Genomic DNA, 19,992 nt, shown 5'->3' with positions numbered 1-19,992 from the left:
TCCATGAACAGCGCCAGACTGGTTCGCATCATCGGCACTTACGGTGTCGTCATCGCGCTTGCAGCCCTCGTCCTGTTCGGATTCCTGCGCTACGACCGCTTCCTCGGCCTCTTCAACGTGATGAGCGTTCTGCGCTACAACTCGATGTTCGCGCTCGTCGCGCTCGGCATGTGCTTCGTGATCATGACCGGCGGCATAGACCTGTCCGTCGGCTCCGTCGCCGCCTTGGGCAGCGTCGCGTCAGCCCTGGCGAGCCCGCACGGCATCGTGGCAGGCCTTGCAGCGGGCGTTGGCGCCGGCCTGGCAGCCGGGCTGATCAACGCGCTCCTGGTTACGCGCGGCAACCTGATGCCTTTCATCGCCACGCTTGCCACCATGCTGGCCGCAAGCGGCTCGGCGCTGCTTCTGGCCGGCAACCAGACCGTTTCGGTGTCTTACGATTCGGGTTTCACCGCCATCGGCCAAGGGAATTTCTGGATTTTCCCGATTCCGGCAGTCATCGCCCTGGTTGCCTATGCCGTCGGCTCAGTGGTCCTGAACTACACCAGCACGGGACGGACGGTGCTGGCCATCGGCGGCGGCGAGGATGCCTCGCGGCTGATGGGGCTGCGCACGGACGGCGTCAAATTTCTCGTCTATGTCGCAAGCGGGTGCCTGGCCGGGCTCGCCGGCGTCGTCCTCGCTTCTCAGTTCGGCGCAGGCCAGCCGATCGAGGGCGTCGGCTGGGAACTGTTTGCCATCGCAGCGGTCGTCGTGGGCGGGACGCTGCTGACCGGCGGCTCTGGCTCGGTGTTGACCACGCTGGCCGGCGTGCTGTTGCTCGGCATCCTTTTCAACGTCCTGAACTTCGAAAACGGCATGGGCTGGATTTCGCTGTCAGCCTACTGGCAGTCGGTGATCCGCGGGCTGTTTTTGCTCGTCGTCGTCCTTCTCCAGGCACGGCTTACGGCAAGGCGCGAAACTGCCTGAGGATGGCGAGCGCCTTCGAGCACGATGGCGCTGCAGAATCAGTGCGCGTTGCGCACCCGGCCGATGAGCGCATCCCGCAGACTTTCTGCGGCGATGCTTCCCCGGTGCACCTGGGGTCCGACACCCTTGGAGCAGGATCCGCAAGCGGATCCTGGTGCAGTCACATGGCCGTCCTGGAGACGGTCATTTCCCGGCGACCGCCACGAACACGGACTGCCCCTGCCTTTCCAGCCGAAACAGGATGGGCTTGCTCTGCCGGCGAGAGTTCGCCCACTCCTCGACGATATCCGAAGGCTCCGTCACGCGGCGATTGTTGGCCGATATGATGACATCGCCGGGCTGCAATCCGCTCCGGGCGGCAAGGCCATCGGGAACCACTTCCACGACGAAGACGCCGGTTGTTCCTGATTTGATGCCTAGCTGCTGACGCGCCTGATCCGGAATCGGGCTGAGGGATAGGCCGAGGCCTTCGGCCGCCGACTTCTTGTCGGGAACAGCGCCGGTCTTCACCTCCGCATCCTTGCGCTCACCGATGACAAGCGCGATCTCCTGGTCCTTTCCGCCGTTACTCCGTGTCAGAGTGGCCTTGCTGCCAGGCTTCTGGCTAGCCGTCGCAAGCGTGAGGTCATGGACACCCTCAATGCCCTTGCCGTTGAACCGGGTGATCACGTCACCCGGCTTCAAGCCGGCTTTCTCCGCCGGGCTGCCGGGCTCGACCGAAGCAACCAGCGCGCCCTTGTCATCTTTCATCCCGAGGGCCTCAGCCAGCGACGGCGTGATGTCCTGCAGGCGGACCCCGATGAAGCCACGCTCGATCCGGCCGGTTCTGATCAACTGGTCGGCGATGCTTTGGGCGGTGCGCGATGGCACCGCAAACCCGATCCCGATGCTGCCGCCGGACGGCGAGACGATGGCGGTGTTGACGCCGATCACCTCGCCACGTGCGTTGAACAGCGGACCGCCCGAGTTGCCTCGATTGATCGACGCGTCCGTCTGGAGAAAATCGTCATACGGCCCGGCTTGAATGTCTCGCGAGCGGGCCGAAAGAACGCCGACAGTGACAGTCCCTCCGAGCCCGAAGGGACTGCCGATCGCGATTGTCCATGCGCCCGGCTGCATTGCATCCGAGTCACCCCATTTGGTCGTGGTCATGTTGGGCCGCGGGTCGACCTTCAGCACCGCTATATCGGTGGCGGGGTCACGGCCGACCAATTGCGCCGGCGCCGTTTCCTTGTCGGAAAATACGACATGGATCTCTGTCGCATCGGCAACGACATGGTTGTTGGTGACGATGTAGCCGTCGGCACTGATCACAAATCCGGAGCCAAGCGCCTCCCTCACCTGCGGCTGAACGGGTCCGAGGCCCTGGCCGTCGAACGGACTTGTAAAGTCGCCCGCCGTCGTCTGGTCCTGGACAACCTCCCGGGTCGTGATCGCGACCACGGCCGGCAATTTCTGCTGGATGATCGCTGTGAAGTCGGTCGGGGTATCCTGGGCCAGGACAGGCGCCACGCCACTGGCCGAGAGCATCAGCGCAACCGCGATCAAGCGCGTTGCAAATCGTCTTTGCATATCGTGAGACATTGCTGGACCTCCTGCCGGACAGCCCCGGCCGCTCGGCCGCGCCGCGCGGAGCCGGTGCTCCGGACGCTAGAACTGCCAACAAAGCTGTTTGTTTCAGCCCCCCGGAAAAATGGCACGGCCAGGAAAAATAGCCCGACCGCGGGGGTCCGGAAGGCAGCAGCCGGGAACCATTGAGGCCGTTGAGTTCAACCGTCCACAGGACTGGTCCCGGACGTGGCAGAAATCAGCAAAGCGACTGCGTCAGCTCCGGCAAATGCCCGATATGCCGATGGAGCCAACCTAGCGGCTGAGGTGCCTCTACCGGGCCTGGTGCGAAAAGGATCTGCAATGAAAGAGGGAGCTCCACAGCCGCCGAGAGACGCGGCTGTGATCACCACCGCTCGAACTCCCTCAAGGGAACAAAAGGGTACCAACTAAGTTCGGCCCCCATAATGAGGATGCCTATATGGACCTGTTGCCCCAGTCAGCCGAACACACCGTCTCCCCGCCGCCCGCTCCAGACCTTCACCGGCTTTTGTTCGATCCAAACTTGCGTATACACGGCTTGATTGATGACACTGTCGTCACCAAAGCCTTGGACGATTTGAAAGCCGTGCGTTCCGGGGAAGACGATCTCTACGTTGAAATCGACACGCCCGGAGGCGACGCCGACGGCGCGCGACGTCTAGCTCTAGAGTTCAAACTTTTTCTGAAACACTCGGGCCGCAACGGCTACATCATTGGCAAGAATACGGTTTACTCTGCCGGGGTAACGGTCCTTGCCGCTTTCCCGAAAGCCTGCAGGTTCCTTTGCCCGCAAGCAGTCCTGCTGATTCATGAAAGAAGGCTTGAGAAAGACTTGGTTCTGAATGGACCAATTCGAAGCTGTCTTCAGATCGTTCGCGAACAACTTGCGCTGTTGGAAACGGCAGAGCGACTCGAGAATGAAGGGTTCGCCGATCTCGTCCAAGGTTCTCGAACATCGCTGGAAGAGCTGCGCGACCATGCCCTGAACAGCTGCTACCTGATGGCAGCAAGAGCTTTGGAGCTAGGCCTTGTTGAAGACATTGCCCATTAACTTGATGCCTCGATGCAAACGGCAGAGCGGAGTCCAACACGCTTCCCTCACTCATGTCGGCGGCGACCATGAACGACGAGGTTGACAAGATAGAGCGGACCGGCGGCTGTCTTTGCGGGTCTGTGAGGTATGTTGTTACCGGCGCGCCGTTGCGCGTTGGCTTGTGTCATTGCCAGGATTGCAAGCGAACCAGCGGCAGCACCTACAGTGCCTTTGCCGTGTGGCCGCGGTCGGCTTACCAGTGCAAGGGCGAGCTTGCGGCGTTCAACGGCAGAGGTTTTTGTCCGGCATGCGGGTCGCGCGTGGTGAATCTCCGCGACGACGAAGCCGAGATCATGACCGGCACTCTCGACGATGCGCCAAACGACCTTCTCCCGACATACGAGCTTTGGACCCCCCGGCGCGAAGCCTGGCTCCACAACCTGCCTTGGGCTGACCAATTCGCGGGCGATCGCACCGAAGAAGGCCAAAATTGGCGCGAAGCCCGACGAGTATGACCATGCTCGAATGGCCCTCCACCCCGTGAACCGTGAAAGTCAGCTTGATGCGCGATGAATCACTCAAGTTCTTGAAGGAAATTGTGGCGACCCCGTCGCCGAGCGGCTTTGAGCAACCCGTAGCGGAGCTTTTCCGCGAGTATGTTCGTCCCTATGCCCACAGGTTGACGACGGACGTCATGGGCAATGTCACGGCGATCATCAATCCTGAGGCGTCTATGCGCTTCATGTATGCCGGGCACATGGATGAGGTCGGCTTCATCGTCCATTACATCGACGATGACGGCTTTCTTTTCTTCAGCACCATAGGTGGAACGGACGTTGCCACTGAAATCGGCCAGCGTGTCTGGGTGCACGGCAAGGAGCCGATCCTGGGCGTCGTAGGTCGCAAAGCAATCCAGACCTTCAAAGCCTCTGACACGTCTCAAACTCCCTCGCTGATGGAACTATGGATCGATATCGGCGCGAGTTCGCGAGAGGAAGCGTTGAAGGTCGTAGAGGTCGGCAGCGCGGTCACTATCCACGGCGAGTTTGCGGCGCTACAGGCCAACCTTGCTGTCGGACGAGCGTTCGACAACAAGGTTGGCCTCCTCATCGGCGCCGAGGTCCTGCGCTGCCTCTCCGAGGAGGGAGGCGTTCACCCCGGCGTGGGGCTCTATATCCTGGGTACGGTTCAAGAGGAAATCGGTTCCCGAGGCGCGATGACCTCGGCGTTCAACATCGCACCTCGAACCGGCCTCGCAATCGATATGGGCGTGGCGATGGACTATCCGCGCGCTCGCGCCGAGGATCAGGGCAAACTGGACCTTGGGAAAGGGCCGGCAATCACTCAAGGCGCGAACACCAACCCGGTGGTGTTCAATCTGCTGAAGTCGGTGGCCGAGAAAGAGGGCCTACCTTATCAGCTTCAGGCGGTGGGCAGCTCAAGCCCTACCGACGCGCGTGTCATGCAGCAGAACCGAGGCGGCGTCGCAAGTGGGGTGCTCTCCGTGCCTTTGCGTTACATGCATACCCCGTCGGAAGTTGTTTGCCTGGATGATGTGCAAACGACGATTGACCTGGTTTGTGCATATTGCCGGCAATTGACGCCGGAGATCGACTTCACGCCAAGATGAGGCGGCGGGATTGATTGTGGAAGTCGTGGCTCCAACAGTCGCCGATCTGGCGCCTGTCGGCTACCGTCTGGTGCGTCGGTCACCGCGCACCTGGGAAAACCCGACTGCAGTCCACCAGAGAGCGCGCCTCAGGTCACCGCCACCGCTTCCACCAAACGCCTGAGGAAGTCCGTCAGACCGGCTTCAGGATCATTACCTGCGCCAACGAGCACCGAAATACCCCAGCGCCCAAGCACGGCCTCCTCCACAGGGTTGCGGCTGGGCATGAATATGAACGAAGGGGGACGATCTTTCTCATATCCAGACCGGTGCCAGGTCTGCCAAAGCCGGTGCAACAGCAGCCTGATGTTTGGATCGGAGAGGCTATAGCCAATGAACAGGATCGTGCTGCCGAGAGCATCGGAACGAAAGCGGACATCAAGGGGAGAATTGAAGGACAGGCGGTCAAGATAGTCGGTTTCGGTGAGGACAAGGGAAGAGTCCTCGTCAAAGTCGCCGTGAAATTTCACGATGTGCGTTACGCCTCGACGGGCCTGCGCAACGTGCCGTGCGTTGGCCACTTTCACGTACTCTCGACCGTGGATTTCAAAAGCGAGTTCCAGGTTCCGGTCATAGTTCGTCGTATAGATCACGGGAAAATCGAGCGTCACGATGAGACGGTGCAATTCCGATTTCTCGATCCGTTCCTTGGCGACAGACCAGTTTCTGTCCATCCAACTGCGAAGTGGTCCGATGCTGCCATGCTTGATCCGATAGTATTCGGCCAAGGTCTGAAAACGATCGCGTCGCGTGGAAAATTCATCGTCGACGCCGAGCTCCTTTGCCATTCGCTCGATGAGCTTCTCCCAAGACGGAAGTCCGACGCTGATCGATACCCCCGCCCCCACAAACAAAATTGCGCTGCGATGACGAATTGCATTGGCGAGCGAATTTATAGGATCATCATCGTTCATGGATAGGTCCTCCGAAGCCACTCGCGTGGGCCGGACCTAAAGGTGCGTGCCCCGGTGCGGGGATCGTGGACGTGGCTCCCCAATTCGAGCCAGCGTGCTCCGCCCCCATCGACTAAATCGGATCGACCACGCACCAGCCAGCCCAGAGGGGGCGGCCCTTGCAGTCCTGCCGAGCCGCTTGCCACCCGAACCGAGGTAGCGGCTGCGAGGACACTGGCTGTGAACTGGAACCGGCGCTGTTGCGGTTTACTGGCCACGATGATTCAGTTCTGCGCCAGCCATATTGCGCAAAGCTCTATCGAGTTTCGCATTCACCAAGAGGTTGCGCCGCTTCGCGCCGATAAAGATGGCGAGAGAGTAAATCATTGTAAGAACAGAGATCATCGTCATTCCGGCCTAAACATCAACGACCGGAGATGTTCCATGCGCCCGGAAATATTCCAGTGTAGGTGTTTTAAATCGCCGAAGCTACGCGCTCAATGCGCGGTTGGTTTCGTGTCCAGGGCGGACGAATTAGCGCAAGGCGGTATTCATCCTCCCACATCGGCGGAGGACTGAAGCGAAATGCTGGTTGTGTCCCCCAGGATGCAATGAAACGCCGATGCTTTGCATGCGGCCCGGAACAAATGCCCGCTTGCACAGTTCGAGCCATGCAGCGGTCGACCCCCGCGCTGCAAGATCGGTAGCCCGATCGCCCGCGCCGGCCCCTCCCACGGCGCGGGCTTTCGTTTGAATTCACGCTGTCGGGGTTGGAGTCGCTCCGCCGTTGTCGCGAGCCGGCTGATATACGCGCTGTCTGGGGCTCGCGCGGTGTCGGCGACATCGGCATTCGCGCAGTCCGGCAGGTCAGCCCATGCACGGGAACAACGCGGCACTGTGATGGTTTGGTGGCCTCGGAAGGTGGCAGAGAACGATGGGCAAAAAGCCCAAACAGCACGCAAAATCCACGGCGGATCGCGAAAAGGCGATCGAGGCGCTCTACTTCGCGCGCAAGTGCGGCCTTACGAAGGAAGAGGCACTCAAGATGCTCAGGGAAGCCCCGATCGGGATCGATGATGAAGCCGAAGAGCGCTCCGGCAGTTAGAGGCGACCGCCAATCGCGCATCGCAGCCGGCCGCGGCGCATGATCTTCTTCACTTCCGATACGCATTTCAACGATCCGCGCATTCTGCGCCTCGACCGGCGTCCCTTCGCCTCGTTGGTCGAGCATGACCAGGCGCTGGTTGCGTTTTGGAACGAAACGGTTGGCCCGAACGACGAGGTCTGGCACCTCGGCGATTTCGCCAAGGGTCCAGCCGAGACCGTGTCTTCACTGCTGTCGTCTCTTAACGGGTCCAAGCACCTGATTATTGGCAACAATGACAGCGCCGCCACCATTGGCGACCCGGCCTGGGCGAGCGTGCACCACTACATGGAGCTTCTTGTCGAGGGCCGCTTGCTGGTTCTGTGTCACTATCCTTTTCGCACCTGGAACCAGATCGGCAAGAGATCGGTAAATCTGCACGGTCATTCGCACGGTCGTCTGAAGCCGATGACGCGCCAGCATGATGTCGGCGTCGACGCATGGGGGTTTCGTCCGGTAACCTTTGCTGCCATTCAGGCCAGTCGCCGGCGGGGTTAGCCCGGCAGAACGCCGGGCTAGCGAAGGTCTCAGCTTTGCGGGATTCGAGCCGACGAGAGGCCGTCTGTAATCCTGCCGGGCCTGCCACAACGCGACAATCCTGGTTGGGCGGCTTCAAATAGGAGAACTGCCTCATATACGGTTTTCGCGGTACGCGGACCGCGCCACACCATCAGCTTGAGTGCGGCGAAGTCTTACGGAAGCCCCACCGGCCGTCGCAGCGCGAGATCGAACGCATCGCCTGAGCTCAGCACGTGAACCCTCAGATCATGAATCGAAAGGGCGGCATCAGGCTCACCTTCCGCGATGTTGGAATGGGTCACGCCGGCTGCGTCGACCAGATAGACAGCGCCGCTGCCAATGACCTTGAACATCTCGCCCTTCACCACGATCGCGGTGTCTTCATCAATGCCGATGCCGAGGACGCGCGGGTTCTGCGACACCGCCCCGATGAGCCGCCCAATGCGGCCACGTTCCGCAAAGTGCTGGTCGATAATGACGTTCGGCAGCAGGCCCAGTCCCGGCGCCATGCGAATGTGGCCGATCCGAAAGGACGCTGCGTTCGGCCCCTTCACCATCATCGTGTCGCTCATGACCGACGCGCCCGCGGAGGTGCCGGCAATGACGCCTCCGGCTTCATAGATTTCGTGCACCCGCTCGTCGATGGGCGTGTCGCCGATCTGGCTGGTGATGCGGAGCTGGTCGCCGCCGGAGAAGAACACCGCGCTCACGTCTGCAAGCGCACTTATTTTCTTTTCATGAGCTGCCTCGAGGCGGTCGTTGACGTAGAGCTCGATGACATCCTTGATGCCCAGTTCACCGAAGGACCTCTGATACTTCTCGAGATAGCCATCCGGCTCATGAGACGCGATGGTGGCAAGCACCAGGCGGCCGTTCGGAACCAGGCTCGCCACCTCCTTCAAGATGACACGATCGCCATCATGGTCCTCGTGGCCGCCGATGATGACGAGCGTTCCGGCTTTACCGTTCGAGGATCGTTTTTTCTTCTTGTCGGTCATTTGTCCACGTCTTTCTTGCGCAGGAAAACGTGTGGGTGGTTGTCCTCGCTGGTCATGAATGCGACTGCGAACTCCCTGCTGTTATGCGCCCATCCAGACACGCCGGTCGCGGTAAGCACGATGGCTCCGGCTTCGCCGCCGATCGCCTCGACTTCCTTGAGCGCGGGATTCAGCACCTGCTCCAGGCCGCCTTCAGCCTGCCCCGAGGACAATGCCTGCCGCGCCGAGAGTGCCTGCATGACACGGGCCGCGAGAGCCTTTCGCGCAATATGCTCACCGTCTCCCGAGAAGGCGACGGCTCCCAATTGGTTGTCGGCATAGTAGCCGCAACCGGGTTGCGGAGAATCCCCCACACGACCCGGAGCACTGCCGTCCAGTCCGCCGGTCGAAGTGCCCACGGCGATGTCCCCGTACTGATCCAGGGCAACCACACCGATCGTATCCTTCGCCTCCGACTTGCTGGAGACGTCGCGCTGCTGCGGCGTGATCAAATCCGCCGGATCGCAAAGCTCCAGCTGCTTGTCGGCGGCGAAACGCCGGGCCCCCTCCGACGCCAGCAGGATCGGCTCCTCATGCAGCATGGCCTTCGCGACACTGATTGGATGGCGCACGCCCTTGATCACTGCGACGGCACCTACATTGAAGTCCCTGCCCTCCATCAGGCCAGCGCACATCTCGACCTCGCCGTCCGAATTGAGGGCACTTCCATATCCCGCATTGAATGTCGGGTCGGCCTCGAGGACGCGACCGGCAGCTTCCACGGCATCGACCGCCGTTCCGCCGCCGGCCAGGACGGCCCGACCTGCCTCGAGCGCCTCGATGCATCCGTTGCGATGCGCCTCCTCCTCTTGCGGATCGATCTCCTTGGCGCCGCCGTGCAGGATCAGCGACCACATCAGCCAGCCCTCAGATGGCGAATATGGGTCTGATCGGGCCCTCCCCTCGAAGGCGTCGCGCCTCCGAAGCCGGTTACTTGCCGCCACACGGCTTCAACGTCGTCGACGGTCAGCACGACAAGGTCGTTTTCCCGTGCAAGCCGGAGACACACGTCGACGGCCTCCTTCTCGGGACAGACGGCGTGAATGCGGCCTGGGGCGCAGCCGGCGTTCAAGGCACCTTCCCGCAGCAAGCCGGCGATCGCTCCGGGGGCTCGGCCGCGCAGCTCCTGCTCATCCTCCTTGAAGACGATGACGTCGAATATCCGCGAAGCGATCGCGCCCATCTCGCGGATGTCGCAATCGCGGCGGTCGCCCGGTATGGCGACCAGGCCGATCGTGCGCTGATAGCCGCGCCTCATGTGGGAAACGAGCTTTCCGAGCGCCCTCAGCCCCTCCGGATTGTGCGCATAGTCGACGATCGTGCGGAAACCATGCCCGTCGAAGACGTTGAGGCGACCGGGAGATTGCTCGAACGAGGTGCCAAACTCCGCCAGCGCCGCCCGGATCGTTGCCGCCGGAACGTCGTGGCAATGCGCCATGGCGACGGCTGCCAGGCTGTTGGCAACGTTGAATTCGGCCGAACCCTCGAAGGTCGCGGGAATTTCGTCGACGCTCATCAGGAACATCGATTCCCCATCCTCGTGGATGAAAATGTCCCAGCCGTCGCTGCTGGGCTCCCGCGTCACGGCGCGGCCGCCTTCCGCCAGGTGGCTGCGCAAGAAACCGGGCCACTCGCTCCTGCTCGCCAGCGAGAAGTAGCAGATCCTGCCGCCGGCATCTCGCGACATTGCGGACGTGTGGACGTCGTCGGCATTAAGAATGCTCCATCCGCCGCGGCGGACGGACTCGACCACGACCGATTTCACCTCCGCCAGGTCCTCGATCGTGTCGATGCCCCTCAGCCCGAGATGGTCGCCGTGGACGTTCAGAACCGCGCCAACATCGCATGCATCGAAGGCAAGCCCTTCGCGCAGGATGCCGCCGCGCGCACATTCCAGCACCGCGACATCGACACCCGGCTCGCGCAGCACGATCCTGGCGCTCTGCGGACCGGAGCAGTCCCCTGTCATGATCCGCTCGCCGTTCAAGTAGACGCCGGTGGTGGAGGTGAGCCCGACGGTTGCCCCATTCGCCTGCAGGATGTGCGCCAGCATCCGGGCAGTGGTCGACTTGCCGTTGGTTCCCGTGATCGCGAAGATCGGAATCCGGCCGTCCTTGCCGCCTTTGAAGAGAAGATCGAGCACGGGCCGTGCGACGTTGCGGGCGCGCCCCGACGAGGGTTCGAGATGCATGCGAAAGCCAGGACCGGCATTCACCTCTATGATGCCGCCGCCGGTTTCGCTCACCGGCCGTGAGATGTCGGGACAGACGAAGTCGATCCCGGCAATGTCGAGGCCGACGATCTGTGCCGCCCGCCTGGCGATCAGCGCGTTTTCGGGATGGATTTCTTCCGTTCGGTCGATCGCGGTCCCACCGGTGGAGAGATTGGCGGTGGGCCGCAAGAGCACCATTTGACCCGGCGCTGGAACGCTCGCCAGGGTGAGCTGCGATTTTGACAGGAAATGCTCGACACATTCGTCGATCTCGATGCGGGTCAACACCGAGGAATGGCCCTCTCCCCTTCGTGGGTCGCGGTTCGTCTCCTCGACGAGCTCGGCGACAGAACTCCGGCCATCGCCGACCACATGGGCCGGAACCCTCTCGGCGAGCGCCACCACCTTTCCGCCGATCACCAGGATCCTGTGGTCCGAGCCGACGAAATGCTGCTCGACTATAACGCTGCGGCTGTGTTCTCGCGCCTGTTCGAAGCCCCAGCGGACCTCGTCTTCTGTTGCCAGACCGATGTTGACGCCGCTTCCATGATTGCCATCGAGTGGTTTGGTGACCACGGGGTAGCCCAGCCGTGTGGCTGCCGCGACCGCGTCCTGCGCCGATCGCACCAGTTCCCCGCGTGGCACCGGCAGGCCGGCCTGTTGCAGCAGGAATTTGGTCAGGTCCTTGTCCGAGGCGATCTCGGTCGCAATCTCGGAAGTGAGGTCGCTGCAACTGGCGCGGATCCGCTTCTGATGCTTTCCGTGACCAAACAGCACGAGGCTGCTGTCGTCGATCCGCGCCGCCGGAATGCCTCGCCTCTCGGCCTCGCGCACCAAGGAAGCAGTCGTAGGCCCCAAGGCACGCTCGGCGGCCAGAAGCTTGAGCTGCTGCAGCCTGGCTGCGAACTCGAATGGCCCCTGCGTTTCCGCAATGTCGCCGAGCCCCTCGACACCATGCAGATTGGCCGGCAGCAGGCTGTCCACCAGTTCGAGCGCGACGCGTCCGGCGAGCAGCCCGACAAGCTCATCCTTGTAGGCGAACATGACGTTGTAAGTGCCGGGACTGCCTTTGACCGACCGTGTCTTTCCTCGTGTTACTCGGTGACCGAGCATGCCCTGCAGTTCCAGGGCGACATGCTCGACGACGTGGCCGAGCCAGGTTCCTTCCTGCATGCGGCGGACGAAGCCGCCGGCGGCGCCATAGCTGCAGCCATGGCCCACAAGGCCGGGCAACAGTCGGACGATTTGTTCGGAAAACCCGGGCAGTTTGTCTGTCGGGAACGCCTCAAGGGCTCCGAGGTCGATCCGAATCTGGACCATTGGCGTCATACTATAGAGGTGCGGCCCGCGAAACACGCGGGCGTCCACGACGCGGATTGGGCGAAAACGCGAGGCGCCCCGATGAATTTCTTTGTCCGACATAGTCCGTTTCTCCTGACTAACTCCGCAACATCCGGAGGATCGGTTAGTTCCCGGCCTTTCAGCCCAAATATTTTTGCAGGAGAGAGAAACAAAAGTGGCCGTTAACATATGTTGGCGCAAGAACACCCTCTGGTCATCTCGGCCACGTGCGGTCGCTGTTCTGAGGGCTACTTATCTCTCGGGACGAGGCGGGCCAGGCATTCGCTCCTCTTCACAAGCATTCGCCGGGCACACCGCGGCTGTTGAGCTAGTGCCCGGCTTTGCTCATGGCGACCCATTGTGCGGGTGCAGCACTGAGGCATTAATCTTCAGCACGCCTTCGGCACCCGGGAACATTTCCAGACGCGTCAGGTTTGGAACCATCCTTGCACCGGAACTACAGCCATGCAGAGTCGAAAATCGGTGAAGGCCGCGCTTGTCAAGGAGATCGACGCGGTCCGCCTTCGTATCTCGCTGCTTGAAAGCGAGTTATGCAGAGATGGCAGACCCAGGCAAATTGGATGGCGTTCAGGATACGAACTGAACGCCCACAAAGCCCGCCTTGCTCGACTGGAGACCGTGCTTGCCCACTATCCGTCGGCACCGACGGCCCGGGCATCGAAACAGCAACAGCTTGAGTTGCGCGCAAGGCAACCAAGTAATTTTGGGGAAACGCCATGGCTGACAGACCCTCAATCAGAACTCCGCTAGCTCGAGTGCGGGGCCTTGGATCGGCGAAACACGGAACCGAAACGTTCATGCTGGAGCGGCTGACATCTGCTGCCCTGTTGATCCTTGTCATTTACATCGTCGCGGTCGTTATAATGCTGGTCGGTGAGCCTCGAGACGCCGTCCTCAGCGTCGTAGGATCGATCTATGTCGCGCCAGCCCTTATTGGCTTCATTCTCGTAAGCTGCGTTCACATGCGGCTTGGAATGCAATCGATCATCGAAGATTACTGCCATGCCACCGTGCTCAAATCGCTTCTTCTGATCGCCAATTGGTTGTTCTGCTGGGCAGTCGCGCTCGCAAGCTTGTTCGCTGTGCTGTTAATCAGCTTCAGATAGCGATCCGGTTCTCAGCTGCAGCCAGCGTCTGCCACCGGCAGGCTGAAGTTCGCCTCAGCGGCGAACCGGGCTTGCTTGCGCAAAGGAGTTCGACAACCCGGCCTCATCTGATTTGCGGCAGCCTGTCCCATTGATGGAAAGGGGGTGGAGAGGTCAGCTCCCACTCCAATGTAGTAGCTCCTGGCCCCCATGGGTTCATGCCGGCGGCTCTTTGCCGGTAGAAAGCTTCCAAGATGCCGAAGAGGAAAATCACGACACTCGCGGCCGACAGGTACGATCCATACGAGGACACCATGTTCCAGCCGGCGAATGCGTCGGGATAGTCGACATAGCGACGCGGCATGCCCGCCAATCCAAGGAAGTGATGGGGGAAGAAGACGAGGTTCACGCCGACGAAGGTCGTCCAGAAATGGACCCCAGCCAGAAGCGGATTGTAGAGATATCCCGTCATTTTCGGAAACCAGTAATACCAGCCCGCGAAGATGCCGAAGATCGCTCCCAGTGAAAGTATGTAGTGGAAATGCGCGACGACGAAGTATGTGTCGTGCAATTCACGGTCGAGGCCGGCATTTGCGAGTTGAACGCCCGTCACCCCGCCCACGGTGAACAGGAATATGAAGCCGAGGGCCCAGAGCATCGGCGTCCGCAGGCTGACCGAACCGCCCCACATGGTTGCAATCCAGGAGAACACTTTTATCCCGGTCGGCACTGCGATCACCATCGTGGCGAAGGTGAAGTAGCGCTGCGTGTCGAGGCCTATCCCGCTGGTGTACATATGGTGGGCCCAGACGACGAAGCCGATCACCCCGATCGCCACGATTGCGTAGACCATCCCGAGATACCCGAAGATCGGCTTTCGCGAGAAGGTCGAGATCACCTGGCTGACGATGCCGAACGCCGGCAGGATCATGATGTAGACTTCCGGGTGGCCGAAGAACCAGAAGAGATGCTGGTACAGCAGCGGGTCGCCTCCGCCGTCCGGCGCGAAGAACGTGGTTCCGAAATTGCGATCGGTCAGGAGCATGGTGATGGCGCCGGCCAGCACCGGCAGAGCCAGCAGCAGCAGGAAGGCGGTGATGAGGATCGACCACACAAACAGGGGCATCTTGTGCAGGGTCATCCCCGGCGCGCGCATGTTGAAGATGGTGGTGATGAAGTTGATGGCTCCCAGGATCGAGGAGGCGCCCGCAATGTGCAGAGACAGTATGACCAGATCCACGGCGGGACCGGGATGGCCGGAGGTCGACAGCGGCGGGTACAGGAACCAGCCGGTCCCAGGGCCATAGCCGCCGGGGACGCTGGGCATGAAGATCGACAGTAAAAGCAACATCAATGCCGGCGGCAGCAGCCAGAACGAGATGTTGTTCATGCGCGGGAAGGCCATGTCGGGGGCGCCGATCATGATCGGAACCATCCAGTTGGCGAAGCCGCCGATCAGGGCGGGCATCACAGTGTAGAAGATCATGATCAGCGCGTGGGCCGTGGTGAAGACGTTGTAAAGCTGCTTGCCGGCGTCGATCGCCGCGTCGCCCTGGTAACCGTAGATCATCGACGCCAGTCCGGGGAAAAACTGGATCCCGGGTTGCTGCAGCTCGATTCGCATGCTCACCGACAAGAGCATGCCGATCACCCCCGCGATGAAAGCGAAGACCAGATAGAGTGTGCCGATGTCCTTGTGGTTGGTCGAAAACAGCCATCGGGTGATGCCGGTCGGCTGGTGGCTGCCGAGACCGTCCGGATCTGCCGCCGTATATTCGTTCATGACCTTCTCCGCTTGAGCCGTCCGTCGCCAGCATCGAACCGTGCTGGAACTTGATTGTTCCCTCCACCGAACCGGCGGTAGGAACATTCCACGGAAGCCGCGGTTAGGTTCCGCGCGGCCGACCCTGCGCGGCTGAGGATCGACGTCCATGCTGGCGATAATTGCTGCGACACTGGTTCTGACGACGGTGGTTGGTGGGCTGATATCCGCCTTCTGGCTCGAGGCGCGTCATGGTCTCCATGACCCCACGCCGCCGGACATGTCGGTGCCCAGGGAACTGAACGCCCCGGCCTGGAGCCGGTGGTCCTGACATGGACGCGATCACCGCGACACTCGACCCGAGAACGCGAGCCGGCTGGCTGCTGCTCGGCTTCGCGCTCGGCGGTTTCTTCGACGGCATCGTCCTGCATCAGATCCTGCAATGGCATCATCTTCTCTCGGGCGTCGCCGATCCGGTGGGTTCCGACCTGCGCTTCCAGATCATGGCCGACGGCCTCTTCCATCTTTTCATGTATGTGCTCGCGGTCGCCGGCACGGTGCTGCTGGTGGCCGCGAGGGCGGCTGGCGCGCGGCCCGGGACCACCACGGAGATCCTGCGGCTCGCCTTCGCCGGGTTCGGCGTCTGGCATGTCGTCGATGCTGTCGTGTTTCACTGGCTGCTGGGTCTGCACCGGATCAAGATGAACAGCGACTTGCCGCTCGCCTGGGATATTGCGTGGCTGGTCATTTTCGGCATCGTGCCGCTTGGGTTGGTGCTGGTGCTGCCCAACCGCGGCGGACCGGCCCGCGGGGCTTCGGCAGCGCTGACCAGCATCGTCCTGCTTGCGGGACTGGCAGCCGGCGCCGGCCCGTTCTTCAACGGTGCCGCCAATTCCATCATCGTCTTTCGGGCCGGGATGGAACCGGCGGCGATGATGCGGGCCGTTGAAGTCGCCGACGCCCATCTCAAATGGGTCGACGCCAGCGGCACCATCTGGGCGGTCAACCGCGTCTCATGGCGCGGGTTGGTAGCCCTTCACGCGCGCGGCGCCTTGGTGGTCAGCACGACGCCTGTCATTGCCGGATGCCTTGCCTGGACCGATGCCGCCGGAGTGAGCAGTAGCTCCAGCCAACAGCGAGGCACTCCTGCCAGGCTATGACTTCCGGACAGGGATAGGGGAGTATCAAGCATGCAATTCGCCACCGAGAGCAGCCACGGCCGGAGCCTGACACCGCGGATCGTCGTGGTCGGCGGAGGCTTTGCCGGTCTGGAGGTTGCCAAGGCGCTCGGCAAGGCGGAAATCGGGGTGACGATCATCGACCGCCACAATCACCACCTGTTCCAGCCCTTGCTCTATCAGGTTGCAACCGCCGCCTTGTCGGCGCCTGATATCGCCGAGCCCATCCGCAAGATCCTGGGCCGCTATCCCTCGGTTCAGGTCCTCTTCGGCGATGTCACCGAGATCGGCACCGAGGCCAGGATACTGGTGCTGGCCGATGGGACCACGGTCCCCTACGACATCCTGGTCTTGGCCACCGGTTCGCAGCCATTCTATTTCGGCCAGGAGAGCTGGGCTCGGGTTTGTCCCGGCTTGAAGACCATCGAGGACGCGCGCACGATCCGGTCACGGCTGCTGCTATCGTTCGAGCACGCGGAACGGACCACCGATCCAGTCGAGCAATCCCGGCTGATGACGATCGCCATTATCGGCGGCGGCCCGACCGGTGTCGAACTGGCGGGCTCGATCGCCGAACTCAGCCGGCACACACTGGCGCGCGACTTCCGCAACATCCGGCCCGAGAAGACAAGGATCATACTGGTAGAAGCCGGCGAGCGTCTGCTCGCCGGCTTCGCCCCGGAGCTTTCCAGATATGCACGTCTGCGCCTTGAAAGCCTGGGCGTCGAGGTCGCGCTCGGCAACCGGGTCGAGGCGATCGAAGCGCATCAGATCACCGTCGGCGGCCAGGTGATCCCGGTGGCCTTGACGCTCTGGGCCGCCGGGGTGGCGGCTTCTCCGCTGGTCGCCCAGCTCGGTGTCGGGCTCGACCGCGGCGGTCGGGTGAAGGTCGAATCCGACCTGCACGTCGTCGGCCACCCCGATGTCTTCGCGCTTGGCGACGTCGCACTGGTCCTCGATGGGAACGGCCAGCCATTGCCGGGTCTTGCCCAGGTCGCCAAGCAGCAGGGCGAGCACCTCGGCAAGGCACTGGCACGCCGGATAGATGCTGGCGACACGCTGCCCGCTTTTGTCTTCAGCAATCGAGGCAACACGGCCATTGTCGGCCGCCACGCTGCCGTGTTCGAATCGGGCAGGCTGAAACTGAAAGGCTGGTTCGCCTGGTCTGCCTGGGCGCTCATCCATGTCTACCTGCTCGTCGGTTTTCAGCACCGCGTTCAGGTCTCGATCCAGTGGCTCTGGCGCTACCTGACCTATGAGCGTGGCGCCCGGCTCATCGCCGAGGAGCGAGTCGAACCGGGTTCGACATCGTCGCCGGGAGCGGCCCCGAGAGAGCCGCTGCCAACCAAGGCAGACGCCGCCGGCATTGCACGCCCGCACTGACTAGATTGCCGGGTGCTCAGTTCGGAGACAGTGGCGATGCGGGGGTCAGCTCTGGATTCCGCCACGGCCCGTCGTCCCACGGCAGCCCGAACCTCGATAGTTGAGGCGGGTGGTTCCCAGCTTGTATCCGGTGCCGGCCTGATGGATCCGGATGGCACCAACGACGTTGCGTCCCTATATGAACAAATGAACACAGGCTCCTCGAAACGGGATCTGTTGAACCCCTCCTCTTCAGAGACAGCTCGTCATGACGTCACCTGCGACTGCTGAACAACCCCCGGTCATTCAGACGGGGCTTCCCGCCCTGAGCAACAGCTATGCGCAATTGCCGGAGCGCTTCTTCGCGCAAACAGATCCGAAGCCGGTGTCCGAACCGCGGCTGATCCGGTTCAACCGGCACCTCGCGGAGGAACTCGGGCTCGATGCCGACCAGCTTACCAGCCCGGATGGAGTGGCGATGCTTGCCGGCAACAGATTTCCGGAAGGGTTGCAAGCAATCGCCCTGGCCTATGCGGGCCACCAGTTCGGAAACTTCGTGCCTCAGCTTGGCGACGGGCGCGCCCTGCTGCTTGGCGAAGTGGTGGACGTCAACGGCGTTCGCCGTGACATCCAGCTGAAAGGATCGGGACCAACGCGGTTCTCGCGCAACGGCGACGGCCGCGCCGCACTCGGCCCTGTCCTGCGCGAATATGTCGTCAGCGAAGCGATGGGGGCGCTCGGCATTCCGACGACGCGAAGCCTTGCGGCGGTGCTCACCGGCGACCCGGTCTATCGCGAGGTCCGGCTGCCCGGCGCCGTCCTGACACGGGTGGCGGCAAGCCATATCAGGATCGGCACGTTCCAATATTTCGCCGCGCGCCACGACACCGAGGCGCTCAAGATACTGGCCGACTATGCCATTCAGCGTCACTTCCCACAGCTGGCGGGGGAAGCACGGCCGTACCGGGCTTTGCTGGAGGCCGTTGTCGCCGCACAGGCGGACCTGGTGGCGCGCTGGATGCTGGTCGGCTTCATCCATGGCGTCATGAACACCGACAACATGTCGATCTCGGGCGAGACGATCGACTATGGCCCATGCGCCTTCATGGACGCTTACGACCCCAGCGCGGTGTTCAGTTCGATAGACCGCGCCGGTCGCTATGCCTATGCCAACCAGCCTCGTGTCGCCACATGGAACCTTGCGCGCTTTGCCGAGACCCTGCTGCCGCTCATGAGCACGGACGAGAATGAAGCAGTGTCTGAAGCGGAAGAGGTGCTGAGGTCGTTCCAGGCCTCCTATGAGGCTGTGTTGCAGCGCGGCTTCCGCAGAAAACTCGGACTGCTGACCGAAGCGGAAGGCGACTTGCAGCTCGCTGCCGACTTTCTGGATGTGCTGGCTCGCGGCGAAGCGGATTTTACGCTCGGCTTCCGGCGCCTGGGCGATGACCTCGACGCTGCGGACGGCCAAGGCACGGCGCGGCAGTTGTTTAAGGATCCAGGCTCATTCGATGCCTGGTCGGCGCGGTGGCGCCAGCGCATTGCAAGCGAAGCAGCCGACACGGCCACGCGCCGGGCAGCCATGCAATCCGTCAATCCCAAATTCATCCCCCGCAATCATCGCATCGAGGCGATGATCCAGGCGGCGTTGGGCGGCGACTTCACACCGTTCGAGGAGATCTTGACGGTCGTCAGCCGTCCCTTCGATGAGCAGCCGGGAATGGAACGCTATGCTGAGCCGCCACGCCCGGATGAGCGCGTCCTGCAGACATTCTGCGGTACCTGAGACATTCGTGATGGTCGCTTAACATGTGCAAATGCGGAAGACCCATTTGCAAGCTATCGTCACGGGTACTCTCGTAAGGGCTGAGCTATGACGATCATAGAATTGGCATTCGAATTGCTGGCACGGAAGCTCGTAGACCGTACCGGAATATCAGACGAAGATGCTCGAGACCTTGTCGCAGCCATGGGAGCTGACTGGTCATCGCTCGTGCGAGCAGCGAGGGCGATCAAAGAGACTTAGGTCTTTTGACGTCGTTTTAGCTGCCATCAGCTGCAGGGAGAGCGGACCTGAGGCTGCTGCCGCGATCCAGGCGCGACACCATCACCGATCATGTCAGCAACGTGGTCAAGCACTGTATTTCGGTCGCTCGAAATCGACCGGATACAACACGCTG

General features: G+C 61.9%; 16 protein-coding genes. 10 read left to right on the top strand and 6 right to left on the bottom strand.

Annotation, left to right across the window (positions count from 1 at the left end; genetic code table 11):
* Positions 1-3 precede the first annotated feature (3 nt).
* Positions 4-969: an ABC transporter permease gene (locus tag X750_RS140330; RefSeq protein WP_023682464.1), complete on the top strand. Its 966-nt coding sequence runs from the start codon at positions 4-6 to the stop codon at positions 967-969.
* A gap of 183 nt (positions 970-1,152) precedes the next feature.
* On the opposite strand, the gene X750_RS140335 is transcribed toward X750_RS140330, so the two are convergent.
* Positions 1,153-2,553 (bottom strand): Do family serine endopeptidase, encoded by a 1,401-nt coding sequence (locus X750_RS140335; RefSeq protein ID WP_023707500.1) that lies wholly within the window; start codon positions 2,551-2,553, stop codon positions 1,153-1,155.
* A 445-nt stretch (positions 2,554-2,998) separates the two neighbouring features.
* Between X750_RS140335 and X750_RS140340 the strand changes: the two genes are divergently transcribed.
* The 3 genes from X750_RS140340 to X750_RS140345 all read left to right on the top strand — a co-directional run bounded on the left by X750_RS140340 (position 2,999) and on the right by X750_RS140345 (position 5,222).
* Positions 2,999-3,610: an ATP-dependent Clp protease proteolytic subunit gene (locus X750_RS140340; RefSeq protein WP_023672669.1), complete on the top strand. Its 612-nt coding sequence runs from the start codon at positions 2,999-3,001 to the stop codon at positions 3,608-3,610.
* Positions 3,611-3,678: 68 nt separating this feature from the next.
* The gene (locus X750_RS0133570; protein ID WP_050587750.1) at positions 3,679-4,107 is read left to right on the top strand and encodes a GFA family protein; all 429 of its coding nucleotides are present in this window, start codon (positions 3,679-3,681) and stop codon (positions 4,105-4,107) included.
* 47 nt (positions 4,108-4,154) lie between these two features.
* On the top strand, positions 4,155-5,222 hold the full coding sequence (locus tag X750_RS140345; RefSeq protein ID WP_023696168.1) for a M20/M25/M40 family metallo-hydrolase: 1,068 nt from the start codon (positions 4,155-4,157) through the stop codon (positions 5,220-5,222).
* A gap of 128 nt (positions 5,223-5,350) precedes the next feature.
* On the opposite strand, the gene X750_RS140350 is transcribed toward X750_RS140345, so the two are convergent.
* A complete protein-coding gene (locus tag X750_RS140350; RefSeq protein WP_023736591.1) occupies positions 5,351-6,175 on the bottom strand; it encodes an SIR2 family protein in 825 nt (274 codons plus the stop codon).
* A 913-nt stretch (positions 6,176-7,088) separates the two neighbouring features.
* On the opposite strand from X750_RS140350, the gene X750_RS1000000165015 reads away from it, so the two are divergent.
* Positions 7,089-7,259, top strand: coding sequence for a hypothetical protein (locus tag X750_RS1000000165015; protein ID WP_023672674.1), 171 nt, complete (start codon positions 7,089-7,091; stop codon positions 7,257-7,259).
* Between the two features lie 39 nt (positions 7,260-7,298).
* Positions 7,299-7,796 carry a hydrolase gene (locus X750_RS140355; RefSeq protein WP_023738740.1) on the top strand — a complete coding sequence of 166 codons (498 nt, stop codon included), beginning with the start codon at positions 7,299-7,301 and terminating at the stop codon, positions 7,794-7,796.
* Between the two features lie 194 nt (positions 7,797-7,990).
* Here the strand turns inward: X750_RS140355 and X750_RS140360 are convergent, their stop codons facing one another.
* From X750_RS140360 to cphA, 3 genes are read right to left on the bottom strand one after another with little or no spacing between them, the layout of a single operon-like run.
* On the bottom strand, positions 7,991-8,815 hold the full coding sequence (locus X750_RS140360) for a cyanophycinase (RefSeq protein ID WP_023710470.1): 825 nt from the start codon (positions 8,813-8,815) through the stop codon (positions 7,991-7,993).
* Positions 8,812-9,711: an isoaspartyl peptidase/L-asparaginase family protein gene (locus tag X750_RS140365; RefSeq protein ID WP_023696172.1), complete on the bottom strand. Its 900-nt coding sequence runs from the start codon at positions 9,709-9,711 to the stop codon at positions 8,812-8,814. The genes X750_RS140360 and X750_RS140365 overlap by 4 nt, the downstream gene beginning before the upstream one ends.
* Positions 9,711-12,596, bottom strand: coding sequence for a cyanophycin synthetase (cphA, locus tag X750_RS140370; RefSeq protein WP_245271905.1), 2,886 nt, complete (start codon positions 12,594-12,596; stop codon positions 9,711-9,713). The genes X750_RS140365 and cphA overlap by 1 nt, the downstream gene beginning before the upstream one ends.
* A gap of 548 nt (positions 12,597-13,144) precedes the next feature.
* Here cphA and sdhD point away from each other — a divergent pair.
* Positions 13,145-13,534 carry a succinate dehydrogenase, hydrophobic membrane anchor protein gene (sdhD, locus tag X750_RS0133565; RefSeq protein WP_027050929.1) on the top strand — a complete coding sequence of 130 codons (390 nt, stop codon included), beginning with the start codon at positions 13,145-13,147 and terminating at the stop codon, positions 13,532-13,534.
* A 103-nt stretch (positions 13,535-13,637) separates the two neighbouring features.
* Here sdhD and ctaD read toward each other — a convergent pair whose 3' ends face one another.
* Complete coding sequence (gene ctaD, locus X750_RS140375) at positions 13,638-15,296, bottom strand: cytochrome c oxidase subunit I (RefSeq protein ID WP_023748423.1); 1,659 nt, start codon at positions 15,294-15,296, stop codon at positions 13,638-13,640.
* A 311-nt stretch (positions 15,297-15,607) separates the two neighbouring features.
* Between ctaD and X750_RS140380 the strand changes: the two genes are divergently transcribed.
* From X750_RS140380 to X750_RS140390, 3 genes are all read left to right on the top strand, one after another.
* Entirely contained in the window at positions 15,608-16,435 is an 828-nt protein-coding gene (locus tag X750_RS140380) for a DUF2243 domain-containing protein (RefSeq protein WP_023748422.1), read from the top strand.
* 30 nt (positions 16,436-16,465) lie between these two features.
* Positions 16,466-17,836, top strand: a complete 1,371-nt coding sequence (locus X750_RS140385) for an NAD(P)/FAD-dependent oxidoreductase (protein WP_023702855.1) — start codon at positions 16,466-16,468, stop codon at positions 17,834-17,836.
* Between the two features lie 247 nt (positions 17,837-18,083).
* On the top strand, positions 18,084-19,598 hold the full coding sequence (locus X750_RS140390; RefSeq protein ID WP_023738734.1) for a protein adenylyltransferase SelO: 1,515 nt from the start codon (positions 18,084-18,086) through the stop codon (positions 19,596-19,598).
* Positions 19,599-19,992 lie beyond the last annotated feature (394 nt).

Origin of the sequence: Mesorhizobium sp. LNJC391B00 (assembly GCF_000502535.1) — a bacterium.
Lineage (GTDB): Bacteria > Pseudomonadota > Alphaproteobacteria > Rhizobiales > Rhizobiaceae > Mesorhizobium.
Note: the sequence above shows the minus strand (reverse complement) of the source record. Positions and strands in the feature narration are given on the sequence as shown.